The organism is Aquifex pyrophilus, from assembly GCF_054656935.1.
In genome coordinates this window covers 160500-185083 of record NZ_BAAHXJ010000005.1, presented here as the reverse complement: position 1 = coordinate 185083, position 24584 = coordinate 160500, and the positions used below count along the sequence as shown (strand labels likewise).

Sequence of the window (24584 nt, the reverse complement as noted above, 5' to 3'; positions counted from 1 at the left end):
CATGCTGAAGGACGCCTTACTCTCAAAGCTTGACAGGATACAGGAAAAGTATAAGAAGCTCCAGGAGGAGTTAACAAAGCCCGAAGTCGTAAAGGACGTAGAGAAGTATAAGAAGCTGAGCAAGGAACTCAAGGAACTTCAGGAAATTAACGAGCTCTACGAGAAGTATAAGAAACTCCAGAAAGAGATAAAGGAGCTGAAGGAGATACTAAAGAGCGGGGACAAGGACCTAAGAGAGCTCGCACAGGAGGAAGTGGAAAGGCTTTCCGAAGAAGTGAAAAAACTTGAGGAGAAGTTAAAACTCCATCTCGTTCCTAAGGACCCGAACGACTCAAAGAACGTAATCCTTGAGATAAGAGCGGGCGCGGGAGGTGAGGAGGCAGCTCTCTTTGCGGCGGACCTCTTCAGGATGTACCAGAAGTATGCGGAAGAAAAGGGATGGAAGGTGTCCGTTCTTTCTTCAAACAAGACGGGACTTGGGGGATACAAGGAGGTAATAGCCCTTATAGAAGGTGAGGGTGCTTACTCCAGGCTAAAGTACGAGAGCGGGGTTCACAGGGTTCAAAGGGTTCCCATCACAGAAAGCGGAGGGCGGATACACACATCAACCGCAACGGTTGCCGTTCTCCCGGAAGTAGGGGAAGAGGACATCAAGATAAAGCCCGAAGAGCTCAAGATAGAAACTTTCAGGGCTTCGGGAGCTGGCGGTCAGTACGTAAACACCACGGAAACCGCGGTAAGGATAACCCATATACCTACGGGTATAGTCGTTCAATGCCAGGACGAACGCTCTCAGTTCCAGAACAAGCAGAAAGCTTTAAAGATTTTATACGCGAAGCTAAAGGATTACTACGAAAGGAAGAAACAGGAGGAGATAGCAAAGGAAAGAAGGGAGCAAGTCGGAACGGGAGAGAGAAGCGAGAAGATAAGAACTTACAACTTCCCCCAGAACAGGGTAACGGACCACAGGATAAACCTAACTCTTTACAAGCTCCAGGACGTTCTCGAGGGTAAGCTTGACGAGATTATAGATGCATTAAGAGCGAAAGAGCTTGAGGAGAAGCTCCAGAAGGTTGAATCTGAAGGCTAATCCTTCAGGGGTATGCATATCCTGAGCTCTTCCGTTTCGCTTTCTCTTCTTATATCAACGTCTATCCTCTCCGCGTCAAAATAGGGATACTTTGAAAATACGTTCACGAGGTCCCTTTTAATCTCGTCAACAATTTTCGGCGGCAGTCCGCTTCTTTCATAAGTTAGTATTACCTGAAGCCTTTTCTTTGCGACATCTTTACTCTTAGTTTTAAAAAGCCCGAACAACTCAATCACCTCCGAATAACTTGCTCAGAATTCCCCTTTTCTCTCCGTAGCGTTTGAGAGGAACTTCTTCTCCCATCACCCTGCGGGCTATATCTACGATGGCTTTCGAAGCGGGAAAATTCTTGTGAAGAACTATCGGCTCTCCCTTATTCGTGAAGTCTATGAGCTTAGGTTCTTCGGGGATAATTCCAATTAACGGAGCTTTAAGTATATCTACTATATCCTCAACGGACAACATCTCCCCCTTCTTTACCATGTCCCACTTAACTCGGTTCACGATAACCGCGTAATCGTTCTTTTCCTTGCTCTCAAGGAGTCCTATCACCCGGTCCGCATCCCTTATGGAGGATACCTCGGGATTAACAACTATAAAGGCCTTATCCGCAGGTTCTACCGCTATCTGGAAACCCTTTTCTATACCCGCGGGGGAGTCTATGAGTATGTAGTCGTAATTTCCCGATTCCTTCATTTCCTTTACCATTTCAATCCACTTCTTAATGTCAACGATGTCCTTGTTTGCCCTCTGGTTTGCGGGAAGTAACCATAAATTCAGTCCCCTTTTGTCCTTAACGAGTGCCTTCTCGTAGGGAACCCTTCCCTCAAGGACGTCAAGAACGTCGTAAACTATCCTGTTTTCAAGTCCGAGAATCATATCAAGATTTCTCAGACCTATGTCCGCATCGATAAGTAAAACCCTTTTTCCGAGCTCCGATAAGGCAACCCCTAAGTTTGCGGTAATTGTGGTCTTCCCTACTCCACCTTTTCCCGATGTAATCACGATAACTTCTGCCATCTTTCCACTCCCTCTATAGGTTCAAGTATAATCTGCCCTCCTTCAAGTTTTGCAATCTCGGGATATCCCGGGGAGTTCCTCTCCTCGTCCTGAAGCGTTGCAATCTTCTTCCCTATCTGTATCATCTGAGGTTCCATAATGAGGGCAACTATTACCGCTTCCTCATCCCCTATGAGTCCCGCCCTCGCTATACCCCTCAGCTTTCCCATAACTATTACGTTTCCCCCCGCCACTATTTCCGCATCTCTGTTTACATCTCCCAGAACGAGTATATCCCCCGAGTGTTCAACCCTCTGACCCGCTCTCAGCGTCTTATTAACTATAAGAAGTCTCTTACTCTCACCTTTTCTCTCAAAGTTAAAAGAACGTTTTCTTATTGTATCTTCAAGCCTTTTTCTTTCCTCTTCCGTTAAAACTTCGGGATTTTCTATTACGACTATGCTTCCCTCAAATATCTTATTGTTGAGCTTTTCCCTCACCTCCTTTATAAGCTCCTCCACGCTCCCCTTTTCTTTTATCCTTATAAAAACCACGGGTGCCGTTCTTCCCTTTACCTCAATCACCTTAAGTATATTTTAAAATAAAGCCTATGGAAAAATTTGTGCTTGATACGAGCGTATTCACAAACCCGGATATATACAAAACCTTTGAAGAGGATCAGCCCGGAGCTATTGAAAACTTCATACACCTTGCCCTGAACTCCGGGGCGGAGTTTTATATGCCCACTTCTATATACGACGAGCTCAGAAAGATACTTGATATCGGTGAGTTATGGGCCGAGTTTGAGATGGTTGTAAAGATAAGGTCTCCGAGGAGGTTTAAACTAACGATACCTGCGGACTTCTTATACGAGCTTATTGACGAGATAAGATACAGAATTAATAAGGGGCTCAGGATAGCGGAGGAGCACACGAGGGAGGCGAGCGCCTGCGACGACGTGGGGAAGCTCATAAACAAGCTGAGGGAGAAATACAGGGAGGCCCTCAGACAGGGCATCATTGACAGCAAGGAGGACGTTGACGTTCTCCTCCTCGCTTACGAGCTTGACGGAATTCTCGTCTCCGCGGACGAGGGTCTGAGGAAGTGGGCGGATAAGATAGGGATAAAGCAGATAGAGCCGAGGTTCTTCAGAAAGATTCTTGAAAGTTTAATAAGGCACAGGACGACGAAGGCAGATTAGTATATCTTCCCGAGGAGTGCCTCCTTTACCGCCTTCTCTATGCTTTCCGCATCTATGCCGACGAGCCTTCTCAGTATATCCTGCTTTCCGTGTTCTATGAACCTATCGGGAACACCGAGGTTTACGACTCTCTTCATTATGCCCTTCCTTGCGAAGAACTCAAGAACTCCGCTCCCGAAACCTCCGACGACCGTGTTGTCCTCAACGGTTATAAAGAGCTCATATCTTGATGCGAGCTCCTCAAGCATCTTCTCGTCCATCGGTTTTACGAATCTCGCGTTCACGACTCCTACTTTTATGCCTTCCTTGAGGAGTCTTTCCGCGGCGGTAACGGCCTGATATACGGGATAGCCTACCGCAAGTATTACCGCATCCTCGCCCTGTATAAGTTCCTCCCACGTTCCAATCTCAATCTTATTGAATCCTTCCGTAGGAACGCCGTAAGCTGCACCTCTCGGATACCTCAGGGCGAAGGGCTTTCCGCTGTATATGCCCGTGTAGAGGAGATCCCTTAGCTCCTGTTCGTCTTTTGGAGCACAAACGACCATATTGGGAACGCATCTCATGTATGAAAGGTCAAAAACGCCGTGGTGGGTAGGCCCGTCGTCTCCGACGAGTCCCGCCCTGTCTATAGCAAAGGTGACGGGAAGGTTCTGTAGGGCTACGTCGTGAATTACCTGGTCGTAAGCCCTCTGGAGGAAGGTTGAGTAGTATGCCGCTACGGGTCTCATTCCCTCCGCGGCGAGTCCCGCGGCAAAGGTGCAGGCGTGCTGTTCTGCTATGCCAACGTCAAAGAACCTGTCGGGGAAACGCTTTGCAAACTCAACGAGCCCCGAACCTTCCCTCATTGCCGGCGTAATTGCAACTATCTTCTCGTCCCTTTCCGCGAGCTCAACGAGAGCCTTGCCGAATACAGAGGTCCAGGTGGGAGGGGAACTCTTCTTTATAATCTCTCCCGATTCAACCTTGTAGGGTGCAACGCCGTGCCACTTTACTGGGTTCTCTTCCGCGGGTTTGTATCCCTTCCCCTTCTTCGTGTAAACGTGGAGAAGAACGGGCCCCTTTATATCCTTAACGTTCCTTAGCGTTTCCTCAAGAGATGGGAGATTATGCCCGTCTATGGGACCTATGTAGTTAAATCCGAGCTCTTCAAAGAGAACTCCCGGGGAGATAATGCCTTTCAGGAACTCCTCCGTAAGCTTCATGAGCCTTAAGGGTGTCTCTCCGAAGTGCTGAAGGAAGGACTTTATCTTCTGTCTCGTCTCCTGGACGAAGTGTCCGCTTATTATCCTGTTTAGGTAAGTTGATATTGCACCGACGTTCGGGGATATGGACATCTCGTTATCGTTGAGAATGACAATGAACCTTTCGGGTCTTATGTGTCCAGCGTTGTTCAGGGCTTCGTAGGCCATTCCCGCGGTGAGAGCTCCATCCCCTATTACCGCAACAACGTAGCTGTCTTTATCCCCTTTTAGGTCCTTTGCCATTCTGAAGCCGAGAGCCGCGGAGATTGAAGTTGAGCTGTGCCCCGCTCCGAAAGCGTCGTAAATGCTCTCCTCCCTTCTCAGGAAGCCGGAGATGCCCTTATACTGCCTGAGGGTGGGGAACTCTTCTTTTCTGTCCGTGAGAATCTTCCAGGGATATCCCTGGTGGCCTATATCCCAGACTATTACGTCCTCGGGGGGGTTAAAGATTCTGAGGAGTGCTATCGTGAGCTCAACAACACCGAGTCCCGGTCCTACGTGTCCCCCGTTTTTTGATGTAACCTGTATTATGTAATCCCTTACCTCTTTTGCGAGCTCCTCAAGGGTTTTATAATCAAACTCCTTAAGGTCCTGAGGCCCTCTATAATCTTTTAAAATCTTATACCTCTCAAGCATAGTGAATAAGTTATTCCCCCGTCAGAAGAACATCAATCTCAAGAGCCATCCGAAGGTTACGACCGCTATAACGAGTCCGAGACCGACAACACCTATGAGAACTCCCCACTTCCAGTTCAGGTCCTTCTGCTTAATCCACAATACGGGGAAAACCGCAAGGGTGTAAACCATGAGGAGTATTCCGAGCCACTTGTGGGGAAAGAGGAATATAAAGGTCGTTTTCTGCTGTATGTAGGGGTTTGATGCCTGAGCGAGCCCGGTTATAACCGCGAGGATTACGAGAATTGCGGATATTGCGTGGTTAAAGAGCCCGTGGTGGAGGAAGAAGGTTATGTGTCTTTTAAAGCCGTAATAAATTATATAGCTCAGGTAAGAGACGAATATAAGCCCTACGAGGAAGTAGTTTATAAGAGGGTGTAGCTTTCCCATAACTAAAAGTTTATCCCAGAACTCAGTCCTTAATCCACCTCTCGTTTATCACGCTTTCAACTTCTACGGGAACCTTCTTCAGGATTATCTTTCCCGCCTGTTTCATGGCTTTTTCAAGGACTTCCTTAACCTGATTGGCTACTTCCTTTCTGCACTCAACCACTATCTCGTCGTGAACGAGATTAACGAGCTTTGCGTCAAGCTTCTTCTTTTTCGCTTCCGCATCAAAGAGTAAAACCGCAAGCTTCAAGAGGTCCGCTCCCGTTCCCTGAATGGGGTAATTGACCGCGTCGTTAAAGGTCGTCGCTGTGAACCTCCTCCCGAGGAGTGTCCTTCCCCTGAACACTCCCTTCTCCTTCAGCTCCTTTTTTACCTTTTCGTGCCAAAGCTTAAAGGCCTTGAAGTTTTTGAAAAACCTGTTTCTGAAGGTTTCCGCCTCTTCCTCGCTTATCTCAACGCCGTATCCCGTTCTTGCGTATTCCGCAAGTCCCTTCGCTGATATGCCGTAAATGAGACCAAAGTTTATGGCCTTTGCGAGCTGTCTTTCTTCCTTCGTTATCTCCTCCTCCCTTTTCCCGAGAACGAGGGAGGCGGTATACCTGTGGAGGTCCTTCCCCTCCCTGAAAGCCCTTATCATAAGTTCCTCGTTCACGTATTCCGCGGCAATTCTAAGCTCAATCTGGGAAAAGTCCGCTATAACGAAGGTATTTCCTTCGGGAGCTTTGAATATGGCCCTCTCTTCCCTCGGAACATTCTGAACGTTTGGCTTCAAGGAGGACATTCTCCCCGTAACAGCTCCTATCTGTTTGAACTCGGGGTATAACCTATCTCCCTTAAGGTTTTCCTTTATCTCCTTAAACTTATCCGATAGCTTTTTTAACTTCCTTATCTCAAGGAGGAGTCTTACGGGTTCAACGTGGGCGTAAGAGGACAAGACCTTATCGTCCGTTGATACGTTCCCCTTCTGGGTTCTCGGGAGGTTAAGCTTATACTTTGATGTTAGAAGCTGTCCCACCTGCTTGGGGGAAAAGGGGTCCACTCTGAACTTTATAAGAAACTCCTGAACCTTCTTCTGGGTTTTTCTCTCAATATCCTTCAGCGTGGACTCAAGGGTTTCTATATCAACGGGAAGGCCGTTTCTCTCAAGCTTTGCAACTTCCTTAACGAAGGCCATCTCAACTATTGCAACGGGACTCTTTAGACCGAATATCCTTGCGGTTCTCGTCTTCAGGAGTTCCTCTCCCCTTTCCCCCTCAAGCTCATTCAGCATATCCCTGAGCTTTGGAAAGAGCTCCCTCAGAACGTCAACGTCCTTTGCGGCATACTTTAGCTGGGCATCCGAGAGAACGGGAGCTCCCCAGTCGGAGAGCTGATAACTCTTGTCAAGGGTGTAGCCGAGGAGATTTCCGACGAGATGGTTAAGGGAGTGCCTCTCGTATCCGAGAAGGAAGCTCGCAATCATCGTATCAAAGGTGGCGAGGGGCTCTATCTGGTAGTTCATAAGGTAATGGAGGTCAAACTTGAGGTTGTGTCCTATTACTCCCTTTTCCGATATTAACTCCCTCAGGGGAGTTATGTCGTGTATCTCGTAAAGGTCTATGACATAGGTTTTTTCATCATCCCCGAGCTGGACAAGTCTTATCCTGTTTCCCGTGGTTTCCGTATCAAGATAAAGGTAAGGGGATTTCTCAAGCCTTTTACAGATTTCCTTCAGTCCAGTCTTTCCCGTAATATACTCAAAGGTCATACTAAAAAATAGTTTAAAGAATCAGGCACTGCAGGCCTCGCATTCTTCTATGTCAACAAGGGACTTGCTTCTGAGGTAGTAAACGGTTTTCAGTCCGAGTTCCCAGGCGAGCTCGTAGAGTCTTGAAAGTGTCGGACCGTCTATGTTTTGAGGGTCTATGAAGAGATTGAGGCTCTGGGCCTGGTCTATCCATTTCTGCCTTACCGCCGCTGCTTTTATGGTCCAGGTGTGGTCTATGGTGTAAGCTGTCTTGTAGTGCCAGTAATACTTGTCAACCTCGGGCGGGACCTGAGGGAGTATGCCGCTCATGTTCTCCTCTTTGTAATACCTTGCGAAAACGGGGTCAATGGAGGGTGTCGCTCCGAGTATGAGCGAAGTTGAGCCCGTCGGCATCAACGCAAGGAGGTATGCGTTCCTTATTCCGTGCTTTTTTATCTCCTCCGCCAGTTCCCTCCAGGGGAGGTTGTTTCCGTTCTCTTTTGAGTTCTCCTCTATCTCCTCAAGGCTTCTTCCGAAGAGAATTCCCTTACTCCAGTCGGAGCCCTCAAAGAGGGGATACCTTCCCCTCTCCTTTGCGAGCTCAAGGGAGCCCTTAAGGGCGTAAAAGGCTATGAGTTCAAAGAGCTTGTCCGCAAACCTTAGGTGTTCCTCGGACTCCCATTTTATTCCGTTCTTCACGAGGCAGTAGTGGTAGTTTGAGACTCCTATCCCGATAGCCCTGTAGCGTTTGTTCGTGTATTCAGCCTCGGGTATGGCGTAGAAGTTCATCTCTATTACGTTGTCAAGCATCCTCACGAGAACGGGAAGAACCTCCTTTATCTCCTCCTCCGTGTGAACCTTCCCGAGGTTTACCGAACCGAGGTTGCACACAGGAAGGTCCCCCGATTCCTTCCTGTAAACTATTTCTCCCGTCTTCTCGTCAAGAAGGGGCTTTTCGTGTTTTGAGACGGACATTGTCTGAACAATTTCGTGGCAGAGGTTGCTTGAGTAAACCATTCCGGTGTGTTTGTTTGGGTTCTTCCTGTTTGCTTCGTCCCTGAAGAAGATGTAAGGCTCTCCCGTTTCAAAGGCTACCGTGAGGAGTCTCTTCCAGAGCTCAAAGGCGTTTACCTTTTTCTTTGCAAAGTCGGGGAGTTTTTCCTCAAGGTATGTGTACCACTTCTCAAACTCCTCCCCGTAGAAGTCTTCCAAGCCTTTCGGTTCAAGGATTTCCTGCTTTCCGTCCTCTTTTATGCCTACGTAGTAATGGCTTCCGGGAAGGGGTTTAATCTCCTTAAACTTCCCGTTGTAGAGCTCCTTTGTTATGAACTGCCTTGCCCAGTAGGGGTCTATGAGGGTCCAGTCTTCCCTGTTTTTGAGCCTTTTCATGAATAGGTCGGGAATGGATACCGCGGGGTGTATGTCGTGGGCTTTCTTCCTTTCGTCTCCCACGTTTGTTTTTACTTCAAGGAAGTCAAGTATGTCTTTGTGCCATATGTCAAGGGTTATTGAGGCGGAGCCTTTCCTCATTCCGAGCTGGTCAACGTAGGTCATCGTGTCGTTTATAAGCTTAACTACGGGTATCACTCCGCTTGACGCTCCCTTGAACTTCCTTATTGGTGCTCCCATTGCCCTTATCTTTCCGAGGTATATCCCGAGTCCCCCAGCGAACTTTGATATCATTCCCGCTTTCTTTACGTTGTCAAAGATGTCGTAAAGGTCGTCGTCAACGGTGAGAACAAAGCAAGAGGAGAGCTGTGTGAAGGGTCTCCTTGCGTTCATGAGCGTGGGCGTCGCAACGGTGACTTTGTGAAGGGAGAGAACGTCGTAAAAGGTTTTTGCCCATTTCAGCCTTTCCTCTCTCTTTTCGGGAACCGCAAGGGTCATGGCTATGAGCATGTACATCTCCTGGGGAAGCTCTATTACTCTTCCCTCTTCGTCCCTGACGAGATACCTGTCGTAGAGGATTTTTATGCCCGTGTAGGTGAACAGCATGTCCCTTTCGGGTTTTATGTATCTTGCGAGCTCGTGAAACTCCTCTTCTGTGTAGTTCTCAAGTAAGTACTCCCCGTATATGCCTCTCTTTACGTACTCTTTTACGAATCTGTAGAAGTTCTTCCTGTTGTAGGGTTTGTACTTCCCGAGGTCGTCCCTGAGGGAGTATCCCCTTATGTGGGCAACGTCCTTGTACAGGTCGTAAAGGAGTAGTCTTGCCGCGGTGTAGGTCCAGTCCGGCCTTTCGGGAGATACTTTCTCCGCTGCGGTCTTTATGAGAAGCTGTTGAATTTCCTTTGTGGTTATTCCGTCCCTGAACTGTATCTGGGCATCCGCTTCAAGCTCAAGGGGGTCAACGTTCAGCCCCTCACAGGCGAACTTTATGGCTATCCTAATCTTGTTTATATCAAGCTTCTCCTTTCTTCCGCTTCTCTTTATAACGTGCATAGTCATGGAATAGGATTTTATTCCGAACCGGCTCCCTTGTTTTTATGAATTCTCAAGGGAGACCAGAAATCACTTACGTGCTTTCATTATTCATGTATTTATTCACAACCTTGAGAATGAAGTCGTGGAGCATCCTGTTTCCCGCTATTATGTCCGAGATGCCGAAGGGGTCTCCCTTCAGTGTGTAAAATCCTCCAGCTTCCTTCAGTATTACGAGTCCCGCCGTTATGTCCCATGGCTTCATCTCAAACTCCATCATCCCGTCAAATATGCCCTCCGCAAGCATGCATATATCAACCGCTGCGGCCCCGGGCCTCCTAACGGAACCTACTTCGTAAAAGACCTCTTTAAACACATTCAGGTAAAGAGATATATCCCTCCTGCTTCTTGATGGAAATCCGTAAACAACCGCCGCGTGCTTGAGCTCCCCCCTTTCCTTTACGCTTATCCTCTCCCCGTTTTTATAGGCTCCCCTTCCCTTTGAAGCCCAGTATAGGGTATCAAAGTAAGGAAGGTAAACCGCTCCCACTATAGGTTCGTTTTCCTTAACGAGTCCGACGGAGACTGCAAATATGGGAAAGCCCTTTATGTAGTTCTTGGTCCCATCAAGGGGGTCTATGAACCATTTGTAAGGGCTTTCTTTTCCCTCCTTTCCCCTTTCCTCCCCCACGACCTCGTGGTCGGGAAAGAACTTAAGTATTAGCTCTTTTATTCTCTCTTCGGAGGTTTTATCAACGTAGCTCACGAAGTCCTTCTCTCCCTTTTCTTCAATGTTTTCAAGCTTAATCTTTCCGAAGTTTTCCTTTAATACCTGTCCTCCGGCAAGGGCTGCCATCTTTGCCACTTCAAGGAGTTTTTCAAGATTTTCCATAGGATTTATGAATACCACACTTAGGTTGAGAAGGTGAAGGTTATGATGCCTTCCTGTATCTCGCTTTCTTCTATCTTCTCAAAGCGCAGCTTTTTAACGAACTTTAAGATACCGTTGTCTATTTCCGCTATTCCGCTCCTTTGGATTATCAAAGCCTTTATAACTTTCCCGTCGGGGTCAACAAAAACCTTAACAACGACACGGGAGGGGAACTCCTCAACCTTGAAGGTGGGAGGAGGAGGAACGTATGTGAGCTTTCTGCTTCCCGTCTTTATCTTTACCGATTTTTTGCTGAGAACCGCGGATATCTCCCCTATCTCTTTCTTCAACTCTTCTCTCTTTCTGAGTCTCTCCCTTATCCTCTTTTCAAGTTCGGGAAGTATGGAGACCTCTTTTCTCTCTTTTTTCTCAACTTTTATGCCTTTCCCTTTAACGACTTTTACGGATTTTTTCTTCAGGGTTTCCTTTTTCCTTCCTCCGCTCTTTTTAGGCTTTACCTCAACAATCTTCACCTCAAGGGGTTTGTATTGGGAAAGGTTTTCGGGACTGCGGGCGAAAAGGTAAAAGGAGAAAACCTTAAGGAAGATGAGGTTTATGATAACCGAAGCGGTAAGGTAAAGGAAGTTTTCAATGTATTTCACACTTTTTAAAGATATCCCGCCTCAACGCCTATGCATGCGTTGTAAATTATCTTTATCTTATCTTTATACCTTTCTATAACTTCGGGGTTTTCCGCTCCTGGCTGGAACCAGACGCATTTTGCTCCGACTTCTATAGCTTCCTTTATAACCTCTTCCGCGTGAGCGGGATTTCTGTAAACGTTCACTATATCTATGGGTTCGGGAACGTCTTTAAGTGAGGGGAGAACCTTTATCCCGAATATCTCCTGTCCCGCATACCTCGGATTTACGAGGTATATCTTATGCATGCCCTTCTTTACTACCTTCTCGGTTGTGTAGTAAGAGGGCCTTTCGGGCTTGGGGGATATTCCGACAACCGCAACAACCTTAGCGTTTTTAAGGGTTTCAAGGGCTTCATCTACGTGCTGAACCATTCTTTACCTCCTTCCGATTTTTTAAATATTTTAAAAGATTATATGAAGACGCTTATAATCGGAGGGCCAACCGCTGTAGGGAAGTCCGAGATAGCCTGCGAGGTCGCAAAAAGGATAGGGGGAGAGATTATAAGTGCGGACAGCATGGCGGTTTACAAGTTCATGGACATAGGAACCGCAAAACCTCTTGAGTGTATGGGGGAAGTGCCACACCACCTAATAGACGTAGTTGAGCCGGGCGGATACTTTGACGCAAAGATATTTGAGGAGGAGGCAAGAAGACTCATAGAGGAGATAAAGGAGAAAGGAAAGGTTCCAATGGTCGTCGGGGGAACGTATCTCTACATACAGGCACTGATTTACGGGATTGACGATACACCAAAGCCCGACTGGAACCTGAGGAAAAAGCTATACAGGATTGCTGAAGAGAGGGGGAAGGAGTTCTTATACGAGAAGTTAAAGGTTGTGGACAGGGTATATGCTGAAAAGATACATCCCAACGACCTCAGGAGAACGGTAAGGGCTCTTGAGGTTTTCATCAACTCGGGAAGACCTTTCTCTTCTTTCCACAGCTGGGACAAACCGAAAATTGATTTCGTAGGGACTTACCTAAAAAGGGACATAAAGAACCTATACAGAAGGATAGAGGATAGGGTGAGGGATATGGTGAAGAGGGGACTCCTTGATGAGGTAAAGAGACTTCTTGATATGGGTTATGAGAAATTCTTGACCTCAGGTCAGGCTATAGACTACAAGGAGTTCGTTCCCTGTGCCAAGGGGAAAAAGCATATAGAGGAGTGTATAAGGGAGGCGGTAAGGAATACAAAAGAGCAGGCAAAACGGCAGATAAGGTGGTTCAGGAAACAGAACTGGCACGAGATAGACCTTGACAGCTTGGGAAAAGAAGGGGCTGTAAAGAGGATACTTGAGATTTACAATAAACAGAAGTATGAAGATACTCTGGGCGCCCTGGAGAAGGGTTTACGTTGAGAACGTTGATAAGATAGAGGGATGTTTTCTGTGTCACGCCCTCAGACAGCCTCCCGAGAGGTGGAGAGAGGTCCTGCTGGTTCACAGGGGTAAGAATGCATTCGTTATCCTGAATAAGTATCCCTACAACACGGGACACCTCATGATTGTTCCCGTAAAGCACACGGGAAATTATACGGAGATAGACGAGGAAACCGCCCTTGAGATGCACGAGCTCCTGAAGGCGGTTCTTGAGGCCCTGAAAAAGGAGTATAAACCTCACGGCTTTAACGTGGGCTATAACTTCGGTAGGTCCGCGGGTGCCGGTCTTGAGGAGCACATACACCTTCACGTAGTTCCCAGATGGAACGGGGATACGAACTTTATGCCCGTTATAGCACAAACTAAGGTTATCTCCGAGGACCTTTACAGCACCTACGACAGGGTGAAGAAAGCCCTTGACGAGGTTCTCAGTAAAAGAAAGAGCGTTTAAACTTACCTTTATAGATGAGATTTATTCCGAGGGACCTCAGGAAATCTATAAACTCCCTGTATCTCCATATACGATTATCACAGAGGATTATTGTTCCCTTATCCGAGTGCTGTCTTACGAGTCTTCCTACTCCTTGGCGAAATTTAATGTAAGCTTTTCTCCTCTGGTATAGGAAGGGGTCCTCCCCTATACTCTTCAGGTAATTGAGCCTGAAGTGGGTGAGGGGGTCGCTCGGGTTTTCAAAGGGAAGCTTTGCCATGAGTATGCCCTTCTCTCCTTTCACATCAACACCGGTCCATAAACTATCAAGCCCCACGAGAGCCTTTATACTTCCCCTTCTCAGCTCTTCAAGAAGAATGGTGAGGCTTTCCCTTCCCTGAATGCCCACCTTTTTCCCTTCCCCTTCAAAGAGTTTCAAATGCTCCTTGTTTGTGAGAAGAACGAGAACCTTGTCGTATTTATCCGTGAGTATGTAAAAGCTCTGCTTTAATTTGTTCTTCCAGTCTTCCCTCTTGGGGTTTGTGTTCTCTATAACTATCGTTGAGTTTGTATAGTCGTAGTTGTGCTCAAGGACGTAGTAATTCCCGGTAATTCCCGTTGTCAGGTATATATCCTCCGGGTCAACGGTTGCAGAAGTGAGAATTACAGCCTTGTAATCTTCGGGGTCAAGTATGTTCCGGGGGAATATCTTAAAGGCTTCTATTCGGTAGTTGTAGTTTTTTAGCTTTCTGCTCCACTTCCTTGCCACCTTAAAGCCGAAGTCTTTTCTGTTTTCCATCATAAGTTCTATAAAATCCCTCAGTTTCGTTAGCTTTCTCTCGTAGTAATTGAGCTTCTTTACGAGATCTATAAGTCTTCTCTCTTCCTCGTTTGGTTCCTCGTATCCCGCATTTACTCTGTCCAGAACCTCCTTTGGGAGTATGTATGTCCTTTCAAGGAACTCCTTGAAATCTATGCTTACCATAAGCCTCTCTCTTATAGCCTTTTCAAGTTCTTTCTTTACCTTTTCCCTCAGCTTGTTGAGGTAGGATTTGAGGGGTATGTATAAAGAATCTTTCAGGAGCGGGGCGTAAAACTCGGGATTTTTCAGGGGTTTTTCCGTTTCCTCTTCCGAGAACTCATTTCCGAAATTATTTATAAAGAACTCCTCCGCTCCGAGCTTCACTTCCTCCTCAAGGAGTTTACCGAGTCCCTGTTCAAGTTCTTTGAACCAGTAAAGGGTTATACCGCTTCTCGTTGCGTGGGTCAGGTATCTGTCAAGCTCGTGGGCCTCGTCTATAACGAGAACTCTATCCCTCGTGTCAAAGTCCCTTAAGGCGAGAAGGGAGTGGTTCACGACGAGAATGTCCGCATCCGCTTCCCTTCTTTTTAGCCTGCTCCAGTAATAGCAATCCCAGAAATAGGGACAGGTCATCCTGTAGGCAAAGGTGCAGTAATCGTCATCAACGGAAACCTTCTCCGCTGTTTCGGGGGATACGTTTGTGAGGGTGAGGTCCCCGTCCCACTCCGTTTCCATCAGGCTCTCTATCTCAAGCCTGTCCGCTGTTTCTATATCCTCCTTCTTAAACCTGTCTATACATAGATAGTTTTCCTTTCCCTTCAGGATTGCGTAATTTACCTCCTTTCCCGTTAGGAGCTTCCAGTGAGCGGATAGGAACTCAATATCCCTCTTTAGCTGGTCCTGGAGTATCTTCGTTCCCGTTGAGATTATGGCTTTTTGTCCCTTCACTATGAGAGGGATGAGGTAGGCAAAGGTCTTTCCCGTTCCCGTGGGTGCTTCTATTAATGAGACTTCTTCATTTTCTATCGTTTCTTCAACAAGGTCAATCATCTTCCTCTGGGACTTTCTCTCCTCAAAGCCTTTCTTCAAGAGGTATTCGTAAAAATCCTGAGGCTTCATTTTATTAAAACCAGGAAGGACTCTCCCTCGTAGTTCTCCGCAGGCATGCCTATGTCGTAATCCCCGAAAACGTAGTGAACAAATACGGGATAGGGATACTCTTTCAGCTTAACGATTCCCTTTGCCCTTATTACGCCGTTTAGGGATTTGAGGAGCTTTATAAGTTCCTCTTCCGTCGGCTTTTCCTTGAAGGTTATCACCTCCTCGCTTCTGTGCTCGTGGGAGTGAAAGTGAAGGTTTTGTTTCAGCTCTATGGGGTGTTCCGAGCCTTTGAACACTTCCGCGGGAACCTTTCCGTAGGTAGCCCTGTAAACCTTGTAGAAGGTCTCCTTCTCCTCGGGAGCGAACATATTAACAACCTTGTATTTATCCTTTATCTCCCTTACCGCTTTCTCAACCTTCTTTATCTGTTCTTCGTCCACGAGGTCTATCTTGTTGAGAACGACGACGTTTGCGGTTGCGAGCTGATACTTTGCGGTGTCATCATCTTTGTATTTGAAGAAGTTCTTCGTATCAACGACGCATATAACTCCGTCAACGAATAAACCGAGGGTTTTCAGGCTGAAAACTATGGGAAAGGGTTCAGCAGTTCCCGAGGTCTCAACAATTAGAACTTCGGGGTTGTAATCCTGTATGAGCTTCCTAACGGAGCTTTCAAACTCCGCGCTCAGCTTACAGCAGATACATCCCTCCGAAAGCTCAAGAACCTCAGAATAAACGTTCTGTAAAATCTTCCCGTCAACGCCAATCTCACCAAACTCGTTAACGACTATGGCAACCTTTTTATCCTTCAGGTGCTCCCTTACGGAGTTTATTATGAGACTCGTCTTTCCGCTTCCCAAGAATCCCGTTACGACGTAAGAGGATATCATATGAATAATTTATCTCCTCGCTCTCCTCATGTTCCTGAGATGTTCCACGTAAGTTCTCGCAAAGTAATGTTTTCTTCCGTAGCGGTCCGCAACGAAGTAGAGGTAATCAACCTTAGCGGGAAAGAGGGAAGCCTTGAGGGAGTCAAGCCCCGGGTTTGATATGGGTCCCGGTGGAAGCCCAAAGTAAAGGTAGGTGTTATAAGGGTCATCTATGTAAAAGAATCTTTTTAGAAGCCTTCCCCTCCAGAGCCCCCTTCTTTTTGCCACGTATATCACCGTCGGGTCTATTTGGAGTTTCATTCCCCTTCTTAGCCGGTTGTATATAACCGCGGCTATGAGGGGTTTTTCTTCCTTTAAAAATGTTTCCTTCTCAACCATTGAGGCAATCGTAACCCAGACCTCCAGGGAGAGATTTTTCTCCTCAAGATGCTTTCTCAGATTTTCCGTCTTCTCAAGGAAGTTCTTATACATTACATCTATAACCTTGAGGGGATGGGTGTTCTTTGAGAAGTAATAAGTATCGGGGAAGAGAAATCCTTCCATAGAGGGGACGTCAAGGTTATACCTCTTTACAACTTCTTCCGAGAAGGCGTATCTCAGGAAGTCCTTGGCTTTGCATATCTTATTTTTCTCAAGGTTTTTAGCTATATCAAAGAGGTCGTCTCCTTCCTTTACAACAATCTTGTAAAGCCTTGCCCTCCCCTCCTCAAGTATTTTGTAAACCTCGTAAAGGCTGAGGTTTCCCTTGAATTCATACTCTCCCGCTTCCAGCTTTCCCCTCAAAAAGGCGTGGAGTATCAGGAATAGATACCTTGAGTTTATTACTCCTTCCCTCTCAAGGATTTCCGCTATCTCAGGAACGGGTGTTCCATATTTTATCTCAACAACCTTCTCACCGACGGGTTTCGGGGTTATAATGCCGTAAAGGATGAAGGCGGTAATCAGGGAAATTGCGGTCAGGTATGAAAGGAGAAAGAGAAATCTTTTCAATCTATCTCCTCCCTCAGGGCTTCCTCTATAGCATCATTTATATTAATCTCTTCTCCGACTCTTGAGGCGAGAACGAAAAACTCCTCGTTTCCCTTCGTTCCCCTCGGTCTTGCCTTTGTTATACCGAGTATCCTGAATCCTTCTTCTTTCAGGAAGTTTACCACCTTCTCAATCGCCTCCCTTTTGTGGGAAGTCTCTTTTACAACACCTTTTTTCACCTTTCTGGGACACAGCTCAAATTGGGGTTTTACGAGAACGAGAAGGTATCCGTTCCCTTTCAGGAAGGGAATTGCGGAAGGGAGAACCTTCGTGGATGAGATAAAGGAGACGTCACAAGTTATGAGGTCCACCTTCTCGGGAATGTGCTTATTTGTAAGCTCTCTCGCATCGGTTTCCTCGTATAGGATAACGCGGGGGTCGTTCCTCAGTTTGTAGTCCATCTGTCCCCTTCCTACGTCCACAGCGTAAACCTTTTTAACTCCGTGCTGGAGCATGCAGTCGGTAAATCCTCCCGTAGATGAACCGACATCAAGGGCTACCTTCCCCTCAAGGTTTAGACCGAAACGCTTTATCGCCCACTCAAGCTTCTCCCCTCCCCTTGATACGTACCTGGGGAGCTCCCTCACCTCAATTTTTTCGTCTCCCTTAAGTCTGTATCCCGGTTTATCAACCACCTTTCCGTTTACGAGAACCTGTCCCGCCATTATTACCGCCTGGGCTTTCTCCCTTGAGGGAACTATTCCCCTTTCCGTTAGGTATTTATCAAGCCTCATAGAGAAAAAAGATAGGTATCAGCGGCCAAAACGCCGCTGGACGAGCTCGTAAACCGTAGGTATGACGAGGAGCGTCAAGAAGGTTGACGTTATTATCCCTCCGACAACGACCGTGGCAAGGGGCTTTTGAACTTCCGAGCCTATATCCGTTATCACGAGAAGGGGAATAAGACCTATGAATGTGGTTATGGCTGTTATAAGGATTGGCCTCAGCCTTAGCATTGATGCTTTCTTAATCGCTTCCCTTAGCTCAAGCTCCTCCTGGAGCATAAGCTTTATGTAGGAAACGAGAACGACTCCGTTGAGGGTTGCGATACCGAATATGGCTATGAAGCCTATTGCTGATGGAACAGAAAGGTTGAATCCCGAAAGGTACAGGGCTATCACGCCTCCTATTATTGCGAAGGGAACGTTCAGCATAACTATAAGGGCATCTTTCACGGAGTTAAAGTTAAGATACAGGAGAATGAATATAAAGAATATTGCGAGGGGAACCGCTATGTAGAGTTTTTTCATAGCCCTTTCCTGGCTCTCAAACTGCCCGCCGAAGGTTATGAAGTATCCCTCGGGTAGTTTAATCTCCTTCTTTATCTTTTCCCTCAGCTCCTCAATGAGACTACCTATATCCCTTCCCTCAACGTTGGCCATGACGAGAGCATACCTTACGTTGTTCTCCCTCCTTATGATAAATAGACCGGGTTCTACCTTCAGTTCAAGGAGTTCTCCGAGTCTGAAAATCCTTCCTTCCCTTTCAAATAGGGGAATCTCTTTTAATTTCTCAACGTCTCCGTTGAACTCTTCGGGTAGTTTTAAGGTTATGGGAAAGAGTAAGGTATCCTGCTGGAAGTATCCGACGGAACGGCCTCCGAGCATATACCTAACCACGTTCAGAACTTCCTCCTTAGTTATTCCGTATCTGCTCAGAACCTCTTCCTTCGGGTATGCCTTCAGCTGAAGCCTTCCCGCCTGGATTTCCTTTTCAACGTCAACCGCTCCCCTCGTGTTTTTAACTATCTCCTTAACCTTATCCGCAATCTCGTTAAGCTTCTCGGGGTCCGTTCCGAAAACCTTAATGGCTATGTCCGCCCTTACTCCCGAAAGGAGTTCATCAATCCTCATCTTTATGGGCTGGGTAAAGGAAAGGGATGCGGGAAGCCAGGAGAGTCTCTCCCTCAGAATATCGTTAAACTCCTCCCTTGTTCTGAAGCTTTTCCACTCCTGAGGGGGTTTCATGATTATCCAAGTTTCTATGTAGTTGACGTCAGCGGGTTCTCCCTTTTCCGCCCTTCCTACCGTTGAGTAAGCCCTTATAACTTCCGGAAACTTCATAGCTTCCCGTTCTATGGCGGTAGCTATCCTCTTTCCCTCTTCAAGGGATACGTTGGGGTCAAGGAAAGCTTTTACGAGAACCGCTCCTTCTTCAAGCTCGGGCATGAACTCCGTTCCTGTCCTCGTGAGCAGGAAGAGGCTGAACACAAAGGAGATAAAGGTGAAGGCTATTATCGGAATCCTGAGCTTAAAAGAAAGGTCAAGAACCTTATCGTAAACCTTAAGGGCTACGTTCATAAGTGGGCTGTATGCGGTCCTTCCGGGCTTGAGGAAGTAGTAAGAGAGAACGGGTATGAACACGTAAGCGACGAATAGAGAAGAGAGTAAAGCTATTATGAGCGTGAGCGCGAGGGGTTTGAAGAACTTACCTTCAATGGACTCAAAGACAAATATGGGCGTGAAAACAATTGATATAACGAGAACGGAGAAAAGAATGGGTCTCCAGACCTCCTTGATTGAATCAAGGATTATTGAGAACTTAAAGCCCTCCTTTCTTTCCGAGAGGTGTCTGTATATGTTCTCCACTATAACTACCGAGGAGTCAACGAACATACCTATACCTATAGCAAGTCCCCCGAGGCTCATAAGATTGCCCGTTATTCCCATCTCCCTCATCACTATGAAGGCAATAAGAAGGGTAAGGGGAAGGGAAGAAATAACTATGAGTGAAGCCCTGATGTTTCCCATAAGGAAGGCGGTTATCAGGGCTACAAGAATCATCCCGCTAAATAAAGCCTTCTGTATAGTGGAGACCGCTTTCTCGGTAAGGTATGCCTGGTCGTATAAAAGCTCAAGCTTTATCCCTTCGGGAAGTATCTCCCTTATCTCCTCAAGCTTTTTCTTTACCTTGTCAACAACTATCTTCGTGTTCTCGGATATCCTTTTAACAACTATGTTTCCCTGAACCTCCTCCCCGTTCATTGTGAAGGCTCCCCGTCTGTTCGGAACTTCCCCCTTCTTTACGGTCGCTATGTCCTTGAGGAGAATGGGTGAGCCCGTTTCTTCGTCAAACTTCACCGGAATATTAAGAAGTTCCTGGATGGAAGTTATTCTTCCTAAACCTCTGACTACAAGGTCTCCCTCATTTGATATGTAAAATCCCCCCTCCACTATGAGGTTGTTTTTCTTTAAGGCTTCAAGCAGGTCCTCAAAGGTTATACCGTAATACAGGAACTTGTCGGGGTCCGGAATTATGAGGTAAGAGAGCTCGGGTCCGAACTGAACTATTTCCTCCACTCCTCCCACGCTCATGATAAGGGGTCTTATTATCCACCTCTGGTATATGGATTTTAGCTCCTCAAGGCTGTATTTTCCGCTCGTGTCTTTAATGGCATAGAGGAGTATGTTTCCGAGTCCCGTTGAGTTTGGTCCCATAACGGGAACGTATCCCTCGGGAAGTCTCGCTGTCGCGTCGGGAAGCTTTTCCATAACGAGCCTTCTTGCGAAGTAAACGTCCGTTCCCTCCTTGAAGTAAACGGATATGTAAGAGAGACCGGGAAGGGAGACGCTTCTGACGAGTGTAACATCCTTTATCCCGTTCATAACCGACTCTATGGGAATGGTTATCAGGGTTTCCACTTCCTCGGCGGAAAGCCCGGGAGCTTCCGTGTATATGTTCACCTGAACGGGGGTAGGGTCGGGGAATGCGTCTATGGGGAGTTCTCTGAAGCTTTTGACGCCGTAAAAAATAACAACTCCGAGGAGTATAAGGACGAGAAGTCTGTTTTTCAGGATAAATCTGAACATCTTTCCACCTCCTTTAGTGGGCGTGTCCTCCCTCTTCTATTCCGGTGATTTTTGTCTTGAGGAAGTTCGTCCCCTCAACTGCTATCACCTCACCTTCGTGAATACCTTCTATGAGAAGCTCCTTCCCGAGATTTTTAAGTATTACAACCTCTTTCGGAATGAACTTTCCTTCTTTAAAGAGAAAAACAACGTGCTTGCCCTCTATCTCCTTTACCGCGGATTTGGGAACGATTATCCCGTAATCCTTTCCAGTGTAAACCTTCACCTTTACGAACATTCCCGGGAGTAGCTTGTGGTCCTCGTTTCTCGCGGTGCACCTCACCTTAACCTTTCGTGTTTTCTCGTCTACCTCGTGTCCAACGTAATCGGGGGAGCATACAATTCTTTCCCCTTCAACTAATACCTCAAACCTCTTTGAGCTTCTCACTTCTTTTAGCTCCTCGGGAGAGACCCAGGCGTATACCCACACCCTTTCGTGGTTGTGAACCTCGTAAAGGAGTTTATCAATACCTACACCGCTCCCCACAAAGACCTTCTGGGATACGACATAACCCTCACCGGGGGATGTTATTAGTAAGTTCCTTCCCTTAATCTTTCCGAAGCTCCTCAGCTCACCGAGAAGAGCTTCGTAGGTTCCCTTTAAGCTCTCATACCTTGTCTTTGCGTCAAGGTATTCCCTATACCTTATCAGTTTTTGTCTGTATAGCTTTTCATACTCCTTAAAAACTTTTTCTGCAACTATTAGTTCCCCTTTTGTTCTCTCAAGTCTCGTTATAAGCTCCGTTATGTAGGGGGAAAAGACCTCAAGGAGTGGTTCATCTTTCCTCACGTAATCCCCCTCAAACTTGTAAACCTTCCTCACTATTCCCTCTATGGGGCTATAGACCTTATAGGCGGTTTTGGGATATTCCTCAACGGTTGCGGGAAACTCCATTATCTTGCTTGCGGGCTTTTTCTCAACCTTCATAAGCCTTATCCCGAGGAGTTCCATCTGCTCTTTCGTGAGAATTATCTCCTCTTCGTGATGCTCCTTTTCGCCTTCGTGGGCAATAAGTAAGCTTATGAAAACAAAGAGGAAAAGAAACCTCATCTCTCAACACCTCCTATTCTTATGAGCTCGGAGAAGGCTATATGAAACTCCCTGTAGAGGCGTGCTCTCTCCCTCAGGAGCTCAAAGTATCTTCTCTTTACGTCCGTGAGCTCAAGAAGGCTTATAACGTTCAGCCTGTAGCTTTTCAAAGCAAGGGACAGTTCCTTTTCCGCACGGGGAAGGAGAACACTCTCAACGAGCCTTATACTTTCCCTTAAGGTTTTCATACGTGTCAAGGCGTTTTTTACCGAGGTTGAGAGCCTGAGCTCTTCGTTCTTCATCTCGTATAGGACCGCCTCTTTCAACTTCATGTGCCTCAGTATTTCCCCCTGCCTTCTGTATAGGAGGGGAATTTCAAAAAAAAGGCTTACGCGAAAGCCGTAATAACCTTCTTCGCTGTCCTCCATGAGAATGCCGATACTCGGCTGGGGCTTTGAGAGTGCCTTCTCAAGTTCTATCCTTCCCTTCAGGAGTTTCTGAATTATTGCGTATCTGACGACTCTTGGGCTTTTCTTTATGTCGGGAACGTGAACCTCAGGCAGGGTGTAGAGGTTTCCCTTCACATTATCAACTTTCTTCCCCAAAAGTGCCCTTATCTCCTTAAGGGAGCGTTCGTAATCGTTCTCCGAGAGGGAAACACTTATCCTTGCCTCTTCGTAATTCCTCCTTGCCCTCAGAAGCTCAAGCTCGGTCCTCTCCCCTATTCTGTAGGCATTTTTTACAAACTCAAGAATTTCCTCAGATAGCTTCAGGTTCTCCCTCTCCACCTTTAATAGCTCTTTCCTGTATAGGGTCTCGTAAAACCTCCTGTAGAACTCCGAAAAGAGCTCATACCTCCTCGCTGTGTAGTCGTATAGGAAAACCTCCCTCTCGGTTTTCGCAACTCTCAACCTCTTTTCCCTTAATCCCCACAGGGGAACTTTCTGGGAAATTTCAAGAATGTATATGAACCTTCCCGCGGGCTTGAAGTCCTGAGTCGTTGAGAAAAATCCGCTCTCAAATCTGAGCTCCGGATTCGGGAAAGCCTTAGCGGAAATCTCAAGTCCCCTGTAGGACTCAAGGGCCTTCCTCATAGCCCTTAGTTCTGGATTGTTTTCCTCCAAAATTTTTAAGCCTTCCTCAAGGGTGATGCCAAAAGAAAGTCCGAAAACTATTAAAAATACCAAAAGCATGCCTTACCTCCTTAGGGGATTTGGAAACGGTTAAAGGGAGGGAAAAGAATCAGATTAATAGCCTGACGGTTTTATTGGGGTTTTCCCTGAAGGCTATTATTTCTATTGAGGGCTCGCGTTTAAAATTTTTTTTCTTTATTGAGAAACCTAAAAGTATAAGGGGAACTGAAAGATTTAAGGTTATATTCTTTTTGCTTATCAGGTCATCAATATCTATATGAACTTCGCTTTCCGTTAAATTTGTTCCCTCCTGACCGGAGAAATGTAAAAGCTCGTAATGAACTGAGTTCTCATTTTCGTGAACGCAGAGAACGTATAAACCCGAGAGCTTGGTTCCCACAAAAGTTAAAGCAACAAGAATTAATATCAGGGCCCTCAAGGGAAGAACCATTGTAAAAAAATTATATGCTTTCACCAAAGGATTTTGAGACTTTAAAAAGGAGGCTTGAGGAGGGTATTAAGACGGACCTCGGAAAGCTCAGCCTCAAAAGGTTTTCAAGGGGAAGGTTCGTTGAGGAGTTTAACCTTGACCTCTCGGTTGACGGGGAGAGTCTCCTGACCGTTAAGGTTTTCCTCGGGAGAAAGCCCCATTACGGTCCCTGGGCGGAGATATTCGGGATAAGACCGCAGGTTAAGGGAAAGTCTTTCTTTGGTTCCTCCTGCGAGAGGGAGGTTTATAAACTCTTTTCCTCATACTTTCCGAAGATTTTCGTTGAGTATTTTGAGGACAGGGAAACAGCGAAGGAGCTCCAGAGGGGCGTTCCTCCAGCTCTTTCCCGTATGGGATTTGAACTTCTGAAGCTCGGATACACCTACTTCAGGGACTGGTATATACCTGAGGGTCTCATGGAAGGGGGACACAAGATTCAGGCGGAAAAGCCGAGAGACGAAGAGACGAGGGAAAAGCACCTCAGCAGGCTTGAAGAGGAGCTAAAGGCTTTCCTTGAGGGTGAAGGGGACGAATCCCTAAAAGAGAAGGTTCTTGAGAGGTATAATCAATTCAAATGCTTGAGAGGGAAAAGCTAAAAGAGCTCATAAAGAAACGTTCCCTGAAGGTTGCGGACGAGCCCGTTTTCAAGCTCTCTTCGGGAAAGCTTAGCAGATACTACATAGACCTCAAGCGGATAACCTTTGACCCCGAGGGTGCTTACATACTTGGGAAGGTAATGTATGAGACGCTAAAGGAGTTTAATCCCGATGCCTGCGGGGGTCTTACCCTGGGTGCGGACCCCATAGCCTATGCGGTAAGCTTTGTTTCCTTCATGGACTCAAATCCCATAAAGCCCTTCGTTGTGAGGAAGGAGCCTAAAGGCCACGGGATGAAGAGACAGATTGAGGGGCTCCTGAATCCGGGGGAGAGAGTCGCGGTTCTTGAGGACGTGGTGACGACGGGAAGCTCCGCACTAAAGGCAGTAAAGGCTTGCAAAGAGTTCGGTCTTGAGGTTATAGGTGTCTTTGCGGTCGTTGACAGGGAAGAGGGGGGAAGGGAAAACATAGAGAAGGAAGGTGTTCCCCTATACGCACTTTTCAAAGTCTCGGAACTGCTTTAGCTTTTAGA

General features: G+C 46.8%; 24 protein-coding genes. 6 read left to right on the top strand and 18 right to left on the bottom strand.

The features are described from left to right. Window position 1: 1 nt before the first annotated feature. Window positions 2-1090 carry a peptide chain release factor 1 gene (gene prfA / locus ACYQZ0_RS04575; protein ID WP_459775421.1) on the top strand — a complete coding sequence of 363 codons (1089 nt, stop codon included), beginning with the start codon at window positions 2-4 and terminating at the stop codon, window positions 1088-1090. Here the strand turns inward: prfA and minE are convergent. From minE to minC, 3 genes are read right to left on the bottom strand one after another with little or no spacing between them, the layout of a single operon-like run. Further along, window positions 1087-1326: a cell division topological specificity factor MinE gene (gene minE, locus ACYQZ0_RS04570; protein ID WP_459775420.1), complete on the bottom strand. Its 240-nt coding sequence runs from the start codon at window positions 1324-1326 to the stop codon at window positions 1087-1089. The two genes, prfA and minE, sit on opposite strands and share 4 nt — an antisense overlap. After that, window positions 1319-2110 carry a septum site-determining protein MinD gene (gene minD / locus ACYQZ0_RS04565; RefSeq protein WP_459775419.1) on the bottom strand — a complete coding sequence of 264 codons (792 nt, stop codon included), beginning with the start codon at window positions 2108-2110 and terminating at the stop codon, window positions 1319-1321. Before minD ends, minE begins: the two co-directional genes overlap by 8 nt. Continuing rightward, window positions 2092-2673, bottom strand: a complete 582-nt coding sequence (gene minC, locus ACYQZ0_RS04560) for a septum site-determining protein MinC (protein WP_459775418.1) — start codon at window positions 2671-2673, stop codon at window positions 2092-2094. Before minC ends, minD begins: the two co-directional genes overlap by 19 nt. Before the next feature lie 26 nt (window positions 2674-2699). Here minC and ACYQZ0_RS04555 point away from each other — a divergent pair, with 26 nt between their 5' ends. Continuing rightward, window positions 2700-3290 (top strand): RNA ligase partner protein, encoded by a 591-nt coding sequence (locus tag ACYQZ0_RS04555; protein WP_459775417.1) that lies wholly within the window; start codon window positions 2700-2702, stop codon window positions 3288-3290. On the opposite strand, the gene dxs is transcribed toward ACYQZ0_RS04555, so the two are convergent. The 7 genes from dxs to ACYQZ0_RS04520 all read right to left on the bottom strand — a co-directional run bounded on the left by dxs (window position 3287) and on the right by ACYQZ0_RS04520 (window position 11692). Further along, window positions 3287-5170: a 1-deoxy-D-xylulose-5-phosphate synthase gene (gene dxs, locus ACYQZ0_RS04550; RefSeq protein ID WP_459775416.1), complete on the bottom strand. Its 1884-nt coding sequence runs from the start codon at window positions 5168-5170 to the stop codon at window positions 3287-3289. The genes ACYQZ0_RS04555 and dxs overlap by 4 nt on opposite strands. Before the next feature lie 21 nt (window positions 5171-5191). Continuing rightward, the gene (locus ACYQZ0_RS04545; RefSeq protein ID WP_459775415.1) at window positions 5192-5599 is read right to left on the bottom strand and encodes a DUF2231 domain-containing protein; all 408 of its coding nucleotides are present in this window, start codon (window positions 5597-5599) and stop codon (window positions 5192-5194) included. A 22-nt stretch (window positions 5600-5621) separates the two neighbouring features. Beyond that, entirely contained in the window at window positions 5622-7346 is a 1725-nt protein-coding gene (locus ACYQZ0_RS04540) for a bifunctional 3'-5' exonuclease/DNA polymerase (protein ID WP_459775414.1), read from the bottom strand. A 21-nt stretch (window positions 7347-7367) separates the two neighbouring features. After that, entirely contained in the window at window positions 7368-9773 is a 2406-nt protein-coding gene (locus tag ACYQZ0_RS04535; RefSeq protein ID WP_459775413.1) for a ribonucleoside-diphosphate reductase subunit alpha, read from the bottom strand. A gap of 67 nt (window positions 9774-9840) precedes the next feature. Next, window positions 9841-10638, bottom strand: coding sequence for an inositol monophosphatase family protein (locus ACYQZ0_RS04530; protein WP_459775412.1), 798 nt, complete (start codon window positions 10636-10638; stop codon window positions 9841-9843). Window positions 10639-10658: 20 nt separating this feature from the next. Next, entirely contained in the window at window positions 10659-11279 is a 621-nt protein-coding gene (locus tag ACYQZ0_RS04525; protein WP_459775411.1) for an energy transducer TonB family protein, read from the bottom strand. Between the two features lie 5 nt (window positions 11280-11284). Further along, a complete protein-coding gene (locus ACYQZ0_RS04520; protein WP_459775410.1) occupies window positions 11285-11692 on the bottom strand; it encodes a CoA-binding protein in 408 nt (135 codons plus the stop codon). Between the two features lie 42 nt (window positions 11693-11734). Between ACYQZ0_RS04520 and miaA the strand changes: the two genes are divergently transcribed. Both miaA and ACYQZ0_RS04510 read left to right on the top strand, forming a co-directional pair. After that, complete coding sequence (gene miaA / locus ACYQZ0_RS04515; RefSeq protein ID WP_459775409.1) at window positions 11735-12682, top strand: tRNA (adenosine(37)-N6)-dimethylallyltransferase MiaA; 948 nt, start codon at window positions 11735-11737, stop codon at window positions 12680-12682. Then, the gene (locus tag ACYQZ0_RS04510) at window positions 12642-13154 is read left to right on the top strand and encodes an HIT family protein (RefSeq protein ID WP_459775408.1); all 513 of its coding nucleotides are present in this window, start codon (window positions 12642-12644) and stop codon (window positions 13152-13154) included. Before miaA ends, ACYQZ0_RS04510 begins: the two co-directional genes overlap by 41 nt. Here ACYQZ0_RS04510 and ACYQZ0_RS04505 read toward each other — a convergent pair. From ACYQZ0_RS04505 to ACYQZ0_RS04470, 8 genes are read right to left on the bottom strand one after another with little or no spacing between them, the layout of a single operon-like run. Beyond that, entirely contained in the window at window positions 13132-15054 is a 1923-nt protein-coding gene (locus tag ACYQZ0_RS04505; RefSeq protein ID WP_459775407.1) for an ATP-dependent DNA helicase, read from the bottom strand. The genes ACYQZ0_RS04510 and ACYQZ0_RS04505 overlap by 23 nt on opposite strands. After that, on the bottom strand, window positions 15051-15926 hold the full coding sequence (locus tag ACYQZ0_RS04500) for a CobW family GTP-binding protein (protein WP_459775406.1): 876 nt from the start codon (window positions 15924-15926) through the stop codon (window positions 15051-15053). The genes ACYQZ0_RS04505 and ACYQZ0_RS04500 overlap by 4 nt, the downstream gene beginning before the upstream one ends. A 9-nt stretch (window positions 15927-15935) precedes the next feature. Beyond that, window positions 15936-16916, bottom strand: coding sequence for an endolytic transglycosylase MltG (mltG, locus tag ACYQZ0_RS04495; protein ID WP_459775405.1), 981 nt, complete (start codon window positions 16914-16916; stop codon window positions 15936-15938). Then, window positions 16913-17689, bottom strand: a complete 777-nt coding sequence (locus ACYQZ0_RS04490) for a TlyA family RNA methyltransferase (RefSeq protein WP_459775404.1) — start codon at window positions 17687-17689, stop codon at window positions 16913-16915. The genes mltG and ACYQZ0_RS04490 overlap by 4 nt, the downstream gene beginning before the upstream one ends. A gap of 18 nt (window positions 17690-17707) precedes the next feature. Next, window positions 17708-20764, bottom strand: a complete 3057-nt coding sequence (locus ACYQZ0_RS04485) for an efflux RND transporter permease subunit (RefSeq protein ID WP_459775403.1) — start codon at window positions 20762-20764, stop codon at window positions 17708-17710. 13 nt (window positions 20765-20777) lie between these two features. Next, entirely contained in the window at window positions 20778-21854 is a 1077-nt protein-coding gene (locus tag ACYQZ0_RS04480) for an efflux RND transporter periplasmic adaptor subunit (protein WP_459775402.1), read from the bottom strand. Continuing rightward, window positions 21851-23026 carry a TolC family protein gene (locus ACYQZ0_RS04475; RefSeq protein WP_459775401.1) on the bottom strand — a complete coding sequence of 392 codons (1176 nt, stop codon included), beginning with the start codon at window positions 23024-23026 and terminating at the stop codon, window positions 21851-21853. The genes ACYQZ0_RS04480 and ACYQZ0_RS04475 overlap by 4 nt, the downstream gene beginning before the upstream one ends. Window positions 23027-23075: 49 nt before the next feature. Continuing rightward, window positions 23076-23417 (bottom strand): hypothetical protein, encoded by a 342-nt coding sequence (locus ACYQZ0_RS04470; RefSeq protein ID WP_459775400.1) that lies wholly within the window; start codon window positions 23415-23417, stop codon window positions 23076-23078. Window positions 23418-23431: 14 nt separating this feature from the next. On the opposite strand from ACYQZ0_RS04470, the gene ACYQZ0_RS04465 reads away from it, so the two are divergent. After that, on the top strand, window positions 23432-24052 hold the full coding sequence (locus tag ACYQZ0_RS04465) for a DUF1122 family protein (RefSeq protein WP_459775399.1): 621 nt from the start codon (window positions 23432-23434) through the stop codon (window positions 24050-24052). Continuing rightward, window positions 24031-24576 carry an orotate phosphoribosyltransferase gene (gene pyrE, locus ACYQZ0_RS04460; protein ID WP_459775398.1) on the top strand — a complete coding sequence of 182 codons (546 nt, stop codon included), beginning with the start codon at window positions 24031-24033 and terminating at the stop codon, window positions 24574-24576. The genes ACYQZ0_RS04465 and pyrE overlap by 22 nt, the downstream gene beginning before the upstream one ends. Window positions 24577-24584 lie beyond the last annotated feature (8 nt).

Bases quoted from the DNA above. Each gene is read 5' to 3' on its own strand.
- ACYQZ0_RS04490 (WP_459775404.1), bottom strand. From the start codon at position 17,689: ATGAGGCTTGATAAATACCTAACGGAAAGGGGAATAGTTCCCTCAAGG.
- ACYQZ0_RS04465 (WP_459775399.1), top strand. From the start codon at position 23,432: ATGCTTTCACCAAAGGATTTTGAGACTTTAAAAAGGAGGCTTGAGGAG.
- ACYQZ0_RS04485 (WP_459775403.1), bottom strand. From the start codon at position 20,764: ATGTTCAGATTTATCCTGAAAAACAGACTTCTCGTCCTTATACTCCTC.
- ACYQZ0_RS04555 (WP_459775417.1), top strand. From the start codon at position 2,700: ATGGAAAAATTTGTGCTTGATACGAGCGTATTCACAAACCCGGATATA.
- ACYQZ0_RS04510 (WP_459775408.1), top strand. From the start codon at position 12,642: ATGAAGATACTCTGGGCGCCCTGGAGAAGGGTTTACGTTGAGAACGTT.
- ACYQZ0_RS04475 (WP_459775401.1), bottom strand. From the start codon at position 23,026: ATGCTTTTGGTATTTTTAATAGTTTTCGGACTTTCTTTTGGCATCACC.
- miaA (WP_459775409.1), top strand. From the start codon at position 11,735: ATGAAGACGCTTATAATCGGAGGGCCAACCGCTGTAGGGAAGTCCGAG.
- ACYQZ0_RS04505 (WP_459775407.1), bottom strand. From the start codon at position 15,054: ATGAAGCCTCAGGATTTTTACGAATACCTCTTGAAGAAAGGCTTTGAG.
- ACYQZ0_RS04530 (WP_459775412.1), bottom strand. From the start codon at position 10,638: ATGGAAAATCTTGAAAAACTCCTTGAAGTGGCAAAGATGGCAGCCCTT.
- minD (WP_459775419.1), bottom strand. From the start codon at position 2,110: ATGGCAGAAGTTATCGTGATTACATCGGGAAAAGGTGGAGTAGGGAAG.
- ACYQZ0_RS04520 (WP_459775410.1), bottom strand. From the start codon at position 11,692: ATGGTTCAGCACGTAGATGAAGCCCTTGAAACCCTTAAAAACGCTAAG.
- pyrE (WP_459775398.1), top strand. From the start codon at position 24,031: ATGCTTGAGAGGGAAAAGCTAAAAGAGCTCATAAAGAAACGTTCCCTG.
- ACYQZ0_RS04470 (WP_459775400.1), bottom strand. From the start codon at position 23,417: ATGGTTCTTCCCTTGAGGGCCCTGATATTAATTCTTGTTGCTTTAACT.
- ACYQZ0_RS04480 (WP_459775402.1), bottom strand. From the start codon at position 21,854: ATGAGGTTTCTTTTCCTCTTTGTTTTCATAAGCTTACTTATTGCCCAC.
- ACYQZ0_RS04545 (WP_459775415.1), bottom strand. From the start codon at position 5,599: ATGGGAAAGCTACACCCTCTTATAAACTACTTCCTCGTAGGGCTTATA.
- dxs (WP_459775416.1), bottom strand. From the start codon at position 5,170: ATGCTTGAGAGGTATAAGATTTTAAAAGATTATAGAGGGCCTCAGGAC.
- prfA (WP_459775421.1), top strand. From the start codon at position 2: ATGCTGAAGGACGCCTTACTCTCAAAGCTTGACAGGATACAGGAAAAG.
- ACYQZ0_RS04540 (WP_459775414.1), bottom strand. From the start codon at position 7,346: ATGACCTTTGAGTATATTACGGGAAAGACTGGACTGAAGGAAATCTGT.
- ACYQZ0_RS04535 (WP_459775413.1), bottom strand. From the start codon at position 9,773: ATGACTATGCACGTTATAAAGAGAAGCGGAAGAAAGGAGAAGCTTGAT.
- ACYQZ0_RS04500 (WP_459775406.1), bottom strand. From the start codon at position 15,926: ATGATATCCTCTTACGTCGTAACGGGATTCTTGGGAAGCGGAAAGACG.